The organism is Mycobacterium yunnanensis, assembly GCF_025823185.1.
GTDB lineage: Bacteria > Actinomycetota > Actinomycetes > Mycobacteriales > Mycobacteriaceae > Mycobacterium > Mycobacterium yunnanensis.
Genome location: NZ_JACKVK010000009.1, coordinates 342369 through 355491 on the forward strand (window position 1 = coordinate 342369; position 13123 = coordinate 355491).

Here is a 13123-nt window from a genome sequence, read left to right on the forward strand (position 1 = left end):
TCGGCGGCGGCCATGCTCGCCGCGGCGGTGATCGCCACCGTCGTCGCGGGCGTCTCGCTGGAGGCGATCGCGCGGGTCGAATGGCCCGCGTTCAACTCCTCGAATCAGCTACACGCGCTGACCACGGTCGGCCAATTCGCCTGTCTGACAGGTCTCTTCGCAGCGGGCTGGCTCTGGCGAGCCCATCTCAGGCTGATCGCCAGGCTCGTCGCGGTCGTCTTCCTGTCGGCTCTGTCTGCCGTCACCCTGGCGATGCCGTTGGGCGCCACCAAGCTCTACCTGTTCGGCGTCTCGGTCGACCAGCAGTTCCGCACCGAATACCTGACGCGGTTTGCCGATTCCCCGGTGCCGCACGACATGACCTACATCGGCCTTCCGCCCTACTACCCGAGCGGCTGGTTCTGGTTGGGTGGCCGGCTCGCGCACCTCACCGGCACACCGGCCTGGGAGATGTTCAAGCCGTGGTCGATCATCTCGATCACGGCGGCCGTCGCCGTCGCGCTGACACTCTGGACGCTGCTCATCCGGTTCGAACTCGCCCTAATCGTGGCCACCGCGACCACCGCGGCCACCCTGGCGTACGCGCCCGCGGAGCCGTACGCCGCGGTCATCACGGTCCTCTTGCCGCCAATCTTCGTCCTGGCGTGGGCGGGCCTGCGGGCCGACCGCGGACGGGGCTGGGCGGCCGTCGTCGGCGTCGGGCTCTTCCTCGGACTCGCGGCGCTGTTCTACACACTCCTCCTCGGGTACGCCGCCTTCACCGTCACGATCATGGCCCTGCTCGCCGCCGCCACCCGACGCAGCTGGTGGCCCCTGTCGAGACTTGCCGTCATCGCCGTCGTGGCCGGCCTCCTCGCGCTGATCCACTGGGGTCCCTACGTGCTGGCCGCGTCGAGGGGCGCGCCCGCCGACAAGGGAACCGCCCAGCACTACCTGCCCTCCGACGGCGCCCAGCTGACGTTCCCCATGCTCGACTTCACCCTGCTCGGCGCGCTGTGCATGATCGGCACGCTGTGGCTGGTGGTGCGGGCGCGGAGCTCCGTCCGCGGAGGCGCACTGGCCCTCGGCGTCCTTGCCGTCTACGCCTGGTCGCTGTTGTCGATGGTGACCACCCTGCTCGGCACCACCCTGCTGTCGTTCCGGCTGCAGCCCACCCTCACGGTGCTGTTGACGGCCGCCGGCGCGTTCGGCTTCGTCGAGACCACGCTCGCGATCGGGTCCAGATACACCGTCCAGACCCGGCAGCGGGTCGTCGCCGCCGGGGCGGTCGTCGGCGCGATCGGAGCGATTACGTTCACCCAGGACATCCCCGACGTGCTGCGGCCCGACATCGTCGTCGCCTACACCGACACCGACGGCAGTGGCCAGCGCGCCGACCGGCGGCCACCTGGCGCCGAGCAGTACTACCGCGAGGTCGACGCCACGATCGCTCAGGTGACCGGGCGCCCCCGCGACCAGACCGTGGTGATGACCGCCGACTACAGCTTCCTGGCCTATTACCCCTACTACGGCTTCCAGGGTCTGACGTCGCACTACGCCAATCCGCTCGCTCAGTTCAAGGAGCGGTCCGCGGCCATCGAGGGCTGGGCCACGATCACCTCACCCGACCAGTTCGTCGCCGCCCTGGACGGGTTGCCCTGGCAGCCGCCAACGGTGTTCCTCATGCGCCACGGCGCCAACGACACCTACACACTGCGCCTGGCCAGCGACGTCTACCCCAATCAGCCCAACGTCCGCCGGTACCAGGTGGCCCTGGACGCCGCCCTGTTCGACGATCCGCGGTGGGCGGTGTCCGACCACGGACCGTTCGTCCTGGCAATCCGGCGGTAATGATCATGATCGGTGAAGCCCCGCGGGGCGGGGAACTATCATCTAGCCCCGTGACAGGAGCCGGGGCCAACCACGCCACCGCGCGACTGGTCGCCATCGTCGCCGGTCTGCTGGGTTCGATCCTGGCCATTGCCACGCCGTTCCTGCCGGTCACGCAGACCACCGCGGCCCTCAACTGGCCGCAGAACGGCGTCCTGCAGAGCGTCGACGCACCGCTGATCGGCTACGTCCCCACCGACCTGACCGTGACCATCCCCTGTCGCGCCGCCGCCGGCCTCGTCGGCGCCGAGAACGCCAGCCGCACGGTTCTGCTGTCCACCGTTCCCAAGCAAGCTCCCAAGGCCGTCGACCGCGGATTGCTCGTCGAACGCGTCGGCGGCGACCTGCTCGTCATCGTCCGCAACACCCCGGTCGTCAGCGCCCCCCTGAGCCAGGTGCTCAGCCCCGCGTGCCAACGGCTGACCTTCACCGCACACGCCGACAAGGTCACCGCCGAGTTCGTCGGCCTCGTCGAGGGGCCCGACGCCGACGGCCAGGCCACCCCCGGCGACCCGCTGCGGGGCGAACGCAGTGGGTACGACTTCCGTCCGCAGATCGTCGGCGTCTTCACCGACCTGTCCGGACCCGCGCCACCCGGGCTGCAGTTCTCGGCGACCGTCGACTCTCGGTACAGCACGTCCCCCACGCTGCTCAAGCTGCTCGCCATGGTCGTCGGCATCGCGATGACCGTCGTCTCCCTCGGCGCGCTGCACGTCCTGGACACCGCCGACGGCATGAAGCATCGCCGGTTCCTGCCACCCCGCTGGTGGTCGTTGAAACCGCTCGACGGGATCGTGGCCGCGGTCCTGGTGTGGTGGCACTTCGTCGGAGCCAACACCTCGGACGACGGCTACATCCTCACGATGGCGCGGGTCTCCGAACACGCCGGCTACATGGCCAACTACTACCGCTGGTTCGGCACGCCGGAGGCGCCGTTCGGGTGGTACTACGACTTGCTCGCACTGTGGGCGCACGTCAGCACCGCGAGCATCTGGGTGCGGCTGCCGACGCTGCTGATGGCACTGGCGTGCTGGTGGGTGATCAGCCGCGAGGTCATCCCCCGTCTCGGCCGTGCCGTCAAGACCAGCCGCGCCGCGGCCTGGACCGCGGCAGGCATGTTCCTGGCCTTCTGGTTGCCGCTGAACAACGGCCTTCGGCCCGAGCCGATCATCGCGCTCGGCATCCTGCTCACCTGGTGTTCGGTGGAGCGCGGCGTCGCGACCAGCCGGCTGCTGCCCGTCGCCATCGCCATCATCATCGGTGCGCTCACGTTGTTCTCCGGACCCACCGGGATCGCCGCCGTCGGCGCCCTGTTGGTCGCCATCGGCCCGCTCAAGACGATCGTCGCCGCGCACACGTCGCGCTTCGGCTACCTGGCGCTGCTGGCCCCGATCCTGGCCGCAGGCACCGTCACGATCTTCCTGATCTTCCGCGACCAGACGCTCACCAGCGAGCTTCAGGCCAGCGCCTTCAAGTCCGCCGTCGGGCCCAGCCTGGCGTGGTTCGACGAACACATCCGCTACGAGCGCCTGTTCATGGCCAGCCCCGACGGGTCGGTGGCGCGCCGCTTCGCCGTGCTCGCGCTGCTGCTCGCCCTCGCCGTGTCGGTCGCAATGTCGTTGCGCAAGGGGCGAATTCCCGGGACCGCCGCCGGACCGGCCCGGCGAATCATCGGCATCACGATCATCTCGTTCCTCATGATGATGTTCACCCCGACCAAGTGGACCCACCACTTCGGCGTGTTCGCCGGGCTGGCCGGGTCACTCGGGGCGCTGGCCGCCGTCGCCGTCGCCTCGGCCGCGATGACGTCGCGGCGCAACCGGACCATCTTCGCGGCCATCGTGCTGTTCATGACGGCGTTCTCGTTCGCCAGCGTCAACGGCTGGTGGTACGTGTCGAACTTCGGTGTGCCGTGGTCGAACCAGTTCCCGCAGTACAAGTTCGGCTTCACCACGTTTCTGCTGGGCCTGTCGGTGGCCGCGCTGTTGCTGGCCGCCTGGCTGCACTTCACCGGGCGGGACGGATCACCACCGAGCAAGCCGCGGCGCTGGTCGTGGATCGGCAGGGCACCGCTGACGATCGTCGTGTGGGCCCTGGTGGTCTTCGAGGTGATGTCACTGACCGTCGCGATGGTCGAGCAGTACCCCGCCTGGTCGGTCGGCCGCTCCAACCTCGAGTCGCTGACCGGCAAGACGTGCGGCCTGGCCACCGACGTCCTCGTCGAGGAGGATCCCAACGCCGGCATGCTGGCACCGGTCAGCGCGCCACTGAACGCCTCGCTCGGGTCGTCGTCACAAGGCTTCGGCCCCAACGGGATTCCGGCCGACCTGTCGGCCGACCCCGTCGCCGAACCGCAGGGCAGCAACAACTTCGCCGACACCGACGGGTCCGTCGTGAGCGGCAGCGAGCCCGGCACCGAGGGCGGCACCACGGCCGCTGCGGGCGTCAACGGCTCGCGAGCCCGGCTGCCCTACAACCTCAACCCCGCCACCACCCCCGTGATGGGCAGCTGGCGGGCGGGCACCCAGCAACCCGCCCTGCTGCGCTCGGCGTGGTACCGCCTGCCACCGCGTGACCAGGCCGGCCCCCTGCTGGTGGTCGCCGCCGCGGGTCGCTTCGACTCGGGCGAGGTGACGGTCCAGTGGGCGACCGACGCCCAGGCCGCGAGTGGACAGCCCGGCGGCAGCGTCGGATTCGGTGACGTCGGCGCCGTCCCGGCGTGGCGCAACCTCCGCGTGCCGCTCAGCGCGATCCCCACCGAGGCCACCCAGGTACGCCTCGTCGCCTCCGACCAGGACCTCGCACCTCAGCACTGGATCGCGGTGACCCCGCCCCGCATCCCGCTGCTGAAGACGCTGCAGGACGTCGTCGGATCCACCGACCCCGTGCTGCTGGACTGGCTCGTCGGGCTGGCGTTCCCCTGCCAGCGCCCGTTCGGTCATCAGAACGGCGTCACCGAGGTGCCCAAGTGGCGCATCCTGCCCGACCGGTTCGGCGCCGAGGCGAACTCGCCCGTGATGGACTACCTCGGCGGCGGACCGCTGGGCATCACCGAACTCCTGGTGCGTGCCGTGCCGGTACCCACCTATCTGAAGGACGACTGGTTCCGCGACTGGGGCGCCCTGCAGAAGTTGACCCCGTGGTACCCCAACGCCCAGCCCGCGCGGCTGGACCTCGGCACCGCCACACGCAGCGGATTGTGGAGTCCTGGACCTCTTCGTTTGAGCTGAGGCCCGCATGGCGGCGCGGCGCACACGAGTGCGTCGCCTAGCATCGAACCTCGTGCCCGCCCGGACCCTACGACTCATCGCGATCGTCGCGGGGGCCCTGGGACTCCTGCTATGCGCCCTGACCCCACTGCTTCCCGTCAAGCAGACGACGGCCACGATCCAGTGGCCACAGGGGCTCGGAACCGACGGCCTCATCACCGACGTGACCGCTCCGCTGGTCTCCGGTGCGCCGCTGGCGCTCGACGCGACCATCCCCTGCCAGGCCATGGCGACGCTGCCCGCCGCCGGTGGCGTCGTCCTCTCGACGATCCCCGACGGAGGGATCGACGCCGGCCGCAACGGTCTGTTCGTCCGGGCCACCGCCGACAGCGTCATCGTCGCCTTCCGTGACTCGGTCGCCGCCGTTGCGCCCCGGACGGCCGTGGCCTCCGGCGCCTGCAGCTCGCTGCACGTCTGGGCCGACGTGGGTGGCGTCGGCGCAGACTTCGTCGGCATTCCCGGCGCCACCGGGACCTTGGCCCCGGAGAAGAAGCCTCAGGTGGCCGGGCTGTTCACCGACATGAGGGTCGGTCCGCAGGGGCTGTCCGCCCGCGTCGACGTCGACACCCGCTTCGTCACCGCTCCGACCCCGCTGAAGACCGCGCTGATGGTGCTGGGCGTCCTGGCCACGGTGGGCTCGATCGTGGCGCTGGCCCTGCTGGACCGCTCCAGCCGCCGGGTCACCGGTGGATTGCGCCGTTTCTGGCGGGCCGGAGTCGCCACCTGGCTTGCCGACGGAGCCGTCGTGGGCGCCCTGCTGCTCTGGCACGTCGTCGGTGCGATCTCCTCGGACGACGGCTACAACCTGACCATCGCGCGCGTCGCCGGCGACGCGGGCTACGTCGCCAACTACTACCGCTACTTCGGCGCCACCGAAGCGCCCTTCGACTGGTACCCGTCCGTGCTGGCGCACCTGTCGGCGATCAGCACCGCCGGGGTGTGGATGCGGCTGCCCGCCACCGTGGCGGGCCTGGTCACCTGGCTACTGCTGAGTCGATGGGTGCTGCCCCGGCTCGGCGGGCGGCTGGCGGCCAACCGGGTCGCAGTCTGGACCGGCGCCGCGGTGTTCCTCGCCGCCTGGCTGCCGTTCAACAACGGGCTGCGACCCGAACCCCTCATCGCGCTCGGCGCGCTGCTGGCCTGGGTCCTCGTCGAGTACGCGATCGGCGCCCGCCGTTCGTGGCCTGCCGCCGTCGCGATCGTCGTCGCCATGCTCAGCGTCACGCTGGCCCCGCAGGGCCTCATCGCACTCGCCCCGCTGCTGGTTGGCGCTCGCGCCATCGTCCGGAACGTCCGCAACCGGCCGACCGGCCTGCTGGCTCCGCTGGCCGCCTTCGCCGCGTCGCTGTCGCTGGTGTTCGTGATCGTCTTCCGCGACCAGACGCTGGCGACGGTCGCCGAATCGGCCCGCATCAAGTACACCGTCGGCCCGACGATCTCCTGGTATCAGGAGTTCCTCCGCTACTACTTCCTGACCGTCGAGGACAGCGTCGACGGTTCGTTGACCCGCCGGTTCTCGGTGCTGATCCTCCTGCTGTGCCTGTTCGGACTGCTGGCGGTGATGCTGCGCCGCGGCAGCCTGCCCGGCATGGCCACCGCGCCCGTCTGGCGGTTGTTGGGCACCACCGCGGTCGGCCTGCTGCTGCTCACGTTCACCCCGACCAAGTGGGCCATCCAGTTCGGCGCCTTCGCGGGGCTGTCCGGCGCGCTGGGCGCCGTCACCGCCTTCACCTTCTCCCGCGTCGGGCTGCACAGCCGACGCAACCTCGCGCTGTACGTCACGGCCCTGCTGTTCGTGCTGGCGTGGGCGACCTCGGGGATCAACGGCTGGTTCTACGTCGGCAACTACGGCGTGCCGTGGTTCGACAAGCAGCCGCTCGTCGCGGGCACGCCCGTCACGTCGATGTTCCTCGGCCTGGCCATCGCCTGCGGCCTGCTGGCTGGCTGGCTGCACTTCCGGATGGACTACACCGGGCACGTCGAGGTCGAGAACACCCGGCGCAACCGGGTGCTGGCGTCCACCCCGCTGCTGGTGGTGGCGACGCTGATGGTGCTGCTCGAGGTCGGGTCGATGGTCAAGGGCGCCGCCGGGCGCTACCCCGCCTACACGACCGCCAGGGCCGACGTCGACGCACTGGCCTCCGGCCTCGGTGCCACCAGCTGCGCGATGGCCGACGACGTGCTGGTCGAGACCGACCCGAATGCCGGCCTGCTGCAACCCGTTTCGGGGCAGCAGTTCGGTCCGGACGGACCCCTCGGCGGCACCGACCCGCAGGGCTTCACCCCCAACGGCGTCAGCGACACCCTGCTGCCACCCGAGCCCGTCACCGCCAACCCGGGCACCGTCAACTCGCCGGGGTCACCCGACAAGCCCAACTCGGGGATCGGATTCTCCGCAGGCACCGGCGGTGGTTACGGCCCGGTCGGCGTCAACGGCTCGCGGGTCTTCCTTCCCTTCGGACTCGACCCCGCCCGGACCCCCGTGATGGGCAGCTACGGCGAGAACACCGCTGCCGCCAAGGCGACGTCGGCGTGGTACGAACTGCCGCCGCGCACACCAGACCGTCCGCTGGTCACCGTCTCGGCCGCCGGCGCCATCTGGTCGGCTAACGAAGAGGGTGACTTCAACTACGGTCAGTCTCTGAAACTGCAGTGGGGCGTGCGCAATCCGGACGGCAGCTTCCGCCCGCTGGCCGCGGTGGAGCCCATCGATCCCCTCGTGCCACAGCGCGCGTGGCGCAACCTGCGCTTCCCGCTGGCCTCGGCGCCGCCGGAGGCCAACGTGGCCCGCATCGTCGCCGACGACCCGAACCTGTCCACCGACCAGTGGTTCGCGTTCACCCCACCGCGCGTGCCTGCCCTGGAGTCCGCCCAGCAATTCCTGGGGTCGACGACTCCGGTGCTGATGGACATCGCAACCGCCGCGAACTTCCCGTGCCAGCGCCCGGCATCGCAGCACCTCGGCGTCGCGGAGCTGCCGGACTACCGCATCCTGCCCAACGCCAAACAGGTCGTGGTGTCGTCGAATCAGTGGCAGTCCGCCGACGACGGTGGCCCGTTCCTCTACATCCAGGCGCTGCTGCGCACGTCCACCGTCCCGACCTATCTGCGCGACGACTGGTACCGCGACTGGGGCACCATCGAGCGCTACGACCGCATCGTGTCGGCCACCGCCGCGCCGGAGGCCACCGTCGACCAGGGCACCCAAACCGTGCTGGGCTGGACGCGCCGCGGACCCATCCGAGCCCTGCCACTGGAGACGGACAAGTGAGGACTACCCGCTGGGTGGCGATGATCGCGGGACTGATCGGCTTCGTGCTGTCGGTGCTGTTTCCGCTGCTGCCGGTCGTACAGACCACGGCCACGGTGAACTGGCCCCAGAACGGCCAAGTCAACGACGTGACCGCCCCGCTCATCACACTGACGCCGGTCACCATGACGGCCACCGTGCCCTGTGACGTGTTGCGCGACATGGCAAATCGCGGTGGCGGCACGGTGTTGGGCACCGCCCCGGCCACCGCCAAGGACGCGGCGCTGAACTCGCTGTTCGTCAACGTCAGCTCCAAGCGCTCCGATCAACGGGTCACCGTCACCGACCGCAACGTCGTCATCGCCACCATGCCGATGTCCCGCGTGCTCGGGCCCGAGTGCACCCGACTGGAGATCACCTCGTCGGAAGCCGGCACCTTCGCCACGTTCCCCGGGATGAGCGATCCGGCCGACCCGCAGAAGGACTTCCGATCCGGGTTCGTCGACCCCAACCTGCGCCCCAACTTCGTCGGCATCTTCACCGACCTGAGCGGACCTGCGCCGCAAGGGCTCTCGGTGTCGGCGACCGTGGACACCCGCTTCACCACCAAGCCGACCGCGCTGAAGCTCGGCGCGATGCTGCTGGCGATGGTGGCCACCGTCATCGCACTGGTGGCCTTGTGGCGGCTGGACCAGCTCGACGGCCGGCGCATGCAACGGATCATCCCGTCGCGGTGGCGCACGTTCTCGGCGACCGACGTCGTGGTGGTCTGCGGGTTCCTGATCTGGCACGTCGTCGGGGCCAACTCGTCGGACGACGGCTACATCCTGCAGATGGCCCGCGTCGCCGACCGCGCCGGCTACATGTCGAACTACTTCCGGTGGTTCGGCAGCCCCGAGGATCCGTTCGGGTGGTTCTACAACGTGCTGGCGCTGATGACCCACGTCAGCGACGCCAGCATCTGGATGCGCCTGCCCGACTTGATCTGTGCTCTGATCTGTTGGCTGCTGCTGTCGCGTGAGGTGCTGCCGCGGCTTGGGCCGTCGGTGGTCTCGAGCCGGTCGGCGACGTGGGCCGCGGGCCTGGTCCTCATGGCGGCGTGGATGCCGTTCAACAACGGTCTGCGCCCCGAGGGCCAGATCGCGACCGGCGCACTGATCACCTACGTGCTCATCGAGCGGGCCATCATCTCGGGCAGGCTCACCCCCGCCGCGCTGGCCATCGTCTCGGCCGCGTTCACGCTCGGCATCCAGCCGACCGGCCTGATCGCCGTTGCGGCCCTGCTGGCCGGTGGACGTCCGCTGCTGCGCATCCTGGTGCGACGGCACCGCGTCGTCGGCACCTGGCCGTTGGTGTTGCCCCTGCTGGCGGCGGGCACGATCATCCTGACCGTCGTGTTCGCCGATCAAACCCTGGCAACGGTGTTGGAGGCCACCAGGATTCGTACGGCGATCGGCCCAAGCCAGGCGTGGTACACCGAGAACCTGCGGTACTACTACCTGATCCTGCCGACGGTCGACGGATCGTTGTCGAGACGCTTCGGGTTCATGATCACCGCGCTGTCGCTCTTCGCGTCGCTGTTCATCATGCTGCGGCGTGGACGGGTGCCCGGCGTCGCCCGCGGGCCGGTGTGGCGCCTCGTCGGCATCATCTTCGGCACCATGTTCTTCCTGATGTTCACCCCCACCAAGTGGGTGCACCACTTCGGCCTGTTCGCCGCCGTCGGTGCAGCGATGGCCGCCGTCGCCACGGTGCTGGTGTCCCCGGTGGTGCTGCGTTCGGCGCGTAACCGGATGACCTTCGTCGCCGCGCTGCTGTTCGTGACCGCGCTGACCTTCTCGAGCACCAACGGCTGGTGGTACGTCTCCAGTTACGGCGTGCCGTTCAACAACGCGATGCCGAAGGTCGGCGGGGTGACCGTCAGCTCGATCTTCTTCGCGCTGTTCGGCATTGCCGCGCTGTGGGCGTTTTGGCTGCACTTCGGCCGCGACCGCGCCGAGAGCAAGGTGGTGCGCTGGGTGACCGCGGCACCGATTCCGATCGTCGCGGGCTTCATGGTCGTGGTGTTCGTGGCGTCGATGCTGGCGGGCGTGGTGCGGCAGTACCCGACCTACTCGAACGGGGCGTCCAACCTCAAGGCGTTCACCGGGGGCTGCGGCCTGGCCGACGACGTCCTCGTCGAACCGGACGCCAACGCCGGCTTCCTGGCGGCGATGCCGGGTGACTACGGCCCACTCGGAGCGCTCGGTGGCACCGGCGCCGTGGGGTTCACCCCCAGCGGGGTCCCCGACCACATCGTCGCCGAGGCCATCCGCAGCGATCTGCCGACCCCGGGCACGGACTACGACTGGGACGCACCGGTCAAACTGTCGAGGCCCGGGGTGAATGGGTCGACGGTGCCGCTGCCCTATGGCCTCGATCCTCGGCGCGTGCCGTTGGCGGGCTCGTACGTCAACGGTCCTGCGCAGCAACAGAGTCGCCTCACCTCGGCGTGGTACCAGTTGCCGGCAGCGGACTCCGCCCACCCACTGGTGGTCGTCACCGCCGCGGGCAGTATCACCGGCAACAGCGTCTTCAACGGGGCCACCGAGGGGCAGCGCGTCGAATTGGAGTACGGCACAGCGGGTCCCGGCGGGCAACCGCAGGCCGCGGGTCGCGTCACGCCTTACGACATCGGGCCGATCCCGTCGTGGCGCAACCTGCGCTTCGACCGCTCGCAGATTCCGGCCGACGCCACCTCGGTTCGAATCGTGGCCGAGGATCTCTCACTGACTCCGGGTGACTGGATTGCCGTCACCCCGCCGCGCGTGCCGGAACTGAAGACGGTGCAGCAGTACGTGGGCTCCACCGAACCGGTGTTGATGGACTGGGCGGTCGGGCTGGCGTTCCCGTGCCAGCAGCCGATGCTGCACTCCAACGGGGTCACCGAGGTGCCGAAGTTCCGAATCACGCCGGACTACAACGCCAAGCGCAAGGACACCGACACCTGGCAGGACGGCCTCAACGGCGGACTGCTCGGCATCACCGACCTGCTGTTGCGACAAAACCTGATGGCGACCTACCTGAACCACGACTGGGGCCGAGACTGGGGCTCGCTGCGCAAGTTCGACACCGTCGTCGAGGCGCAGCCGGCTCAGATCGAGCTGGGATCGGCCACGCACAGCGGGTTGTACTCGCCCGGGAAGATCCGCATCAAGCCCTGAGGCCCGCGATCATCACCCGCACCATGCGGCGGGCGTCGTAACCCGGGTCGCCGTCGGCGCCGATGCAGACGTTGCCGACGCCGCGCATCAGCCAGAGGGCGTCGACGTCGGGGATGATCTGGTCGGCTGCCGCGGCGAGGAGCTGCTCGCACACCGGAACCAGCCGGCTCAGGAAGTAGGCGTGCAAGCTTTCGTAACCCGCGGAGTCCGACTGCCAGGCGTGCGCGAGACCGTGTTTGGTGACCAGGAAGTCGACGAACAGGTCGATCCACTTCGCTAGGGCGTCGTAGGGAGAGTCGCTGCTGGCCAACAGGTTTGGCCCCGCCTCCGCGGTTGCCTCGACCTGATGGCGGTAGACGGCGACGATGAGGTCGGCGCGCGTCGGAAAGTGTCGGTAGATGGTGGCGACCCCGACGCCGGCCGCGGCCGCAATGTCACGCACGGGAACGTCGACTCCGGACTCGACGAATGCGGCGGCCGCCGCCGCGAGCAGGGCCTCCTCGTTGCGGCGAGCGTCCGAACGCTTGCGCGGCGCCGTCATGAGCCACTCCTGGTCAAACGGAACATGGTTCCGTATAGTCCGATATGAGGAACATTGTTCCGCTTCGCACCCTACCCGCCTCGAGGAGGCACTTCCGTGACGACGACATCCCCGGTGCGGTTCGGCATCGCTACGGCTCCGCAACAGGTCACCTACGCCGAGGTGCAGCGCGTGTGGCGGGAGGCGGACGCCCTCCCCGACCTCGAGCACGCGTGGCTGTTCGACCACCTGTTGCCGATCGCCGGCGATCTCGACGGTCCGATCTTCGAGGGGTGGACGCTGCTCTCGGCGCTGGCAGCTCAGACGAGCCGACTGCGGCTGGGACTGCTGGTCACCAGCAACCGCTTTCGGCCCCCGGCACTGCTGGCGAAGATCGCCACCACCGTCGACGTGGTGTCCGGAGGGCGTCTCGACTTCGGCATTGGCGCCGGGTCGCGACCTAGCCACCCCCTGGCCAGACGCGAGTACGAGGCGAACGGTCTGCCGTACGACGACTTCACCGACTCCGTCGCCAGCCTCGCCGAGGCGCTCGTGGTGATCAAGAAGTCGTGGACCGAGAATCGGCCGTTCGACTTCACCGGCGCGCACGTCACGGTCACCGGCGCGTTCGGCAATCCGAAGCCGGTGCAGACGCCGTATCCGCCCGTCGTGATCGGTGGGCGCTCGACCAAGCTGCTGCGCGTCGTCGCCGAGCACGCCGACGTCTGGAACATCCCCGGCGGGGATCTCGCGGACGCCGTCGAGCGCAGCACCCTGCTGGACCGCTACTGCCAGGAGATCGGGCGTGATCCGGCATCCATTCAGCGTTCGATGCACGTGGCGGTGTCCTACGACGAGCCCAACGACACCCGTGATGCGATCGGCCGAGCGCTCGACGCCGGCTTCCGCCATGTCATCCTCGGGTTGCCGAATCCCTACCCCGACGGCGTGGCTCGGTGGGTCGTCGACGAACTCGTTCGCCCCTTCGTCTGACGGGGACCGTCGTAGGGTC

General features: G+C 69.5%; 6 protein-coding genes. 5 read left to right on the top strand and 1 reads right to left on the bottom strand.

The window, feature by feature from the left end:
* Positions 1-12 precede the first annotated feature (12 nt).
* The 4 genes from H7K45_RS18670 to H7K45_RS18685 are packed head-to-tail and all read left to right on the top strand — an operon-like array spanning position 13 to position 11591.
* Positions 13-1830, top strand: coding sequence for a galactan 5-O-arabinofuranosyltransferase (locus tag H7K45_RS18670; protein ID WP_263997559.1), 1818 nt, complete (start codon positions 13-15; stop codon positions 1828-1830).
* A gap of 5 nt (positions 1831-1835) precedes the next feature.
* Positions 1836-5099: an arabinosyltransferase domain-containing protein gene (locus H7K45_RS18675; protein ID WP_263997379.1), complete on the top strand. Its 3264-nt coding sequence runs from the start codon at positions 1836-1838 to the stop codon at positions 5097-5099.
* Positions 5100-5151: 52 nt separating this feature from the next.
* Positions 5152-8409 (top strand): arabinosyltransferase domain-containing protein, encoded by a 3258-nt coding sequence (locus tag H7K45_RS18680; protein WP_263997380.1) that lies wholly within the window; start codon positions 5152-5154, stop codon positions 8407-8409.
* 20 nt (positions 8410-8429) lie between these two features.
* Positions 8430-11591, top strand: a complete 3162-nt coding sequence (locus tag H7K45_RS18685) for an arabinosyltransferase domain-containing protein (protein ID WP_263997560.1) — start codon at positions 8430-8432, stop codon at positions 11589-11591.
* Here H7K45_RS18685 and H7K45_RS18690 read toward each other — a convergent pair.
* Positions 11581-12132, bottom strand: coding sequence for a TetR/AcrR family transcriptional regulator (locus tag H7K45_RS18690; RefSeq protein ID WP_263997381.1), 552 nt, complete (start codon positions 12130-12132; stop codon positions 11581-11583). The two genes, H7K45_RS18685 and H7K45_RS18690, sit on opposite strands and share 11 nt — an antisense overlap.
* A 96-nt stretch (positions 12133-12228) precedes the next feature.
* Between H7K45_RS18690 and H7K45_RS18695 the strand changes: the two genes are divergently transcribed.
* The gene (locus H7K45_RS18695; RefSeq protein ID WP_263997382.1) at positions 12229-13104 is read left to right on the top strand and encodes an LLM class flavin-dependent oxidoreductase; all 876 of its coding nucleotides are present in this window, start codon (positions 12229-12231) and stop codon (positions 13102-13104) included.
* Positions 13105-13123 lie beyond the last annotated feature (19 nt).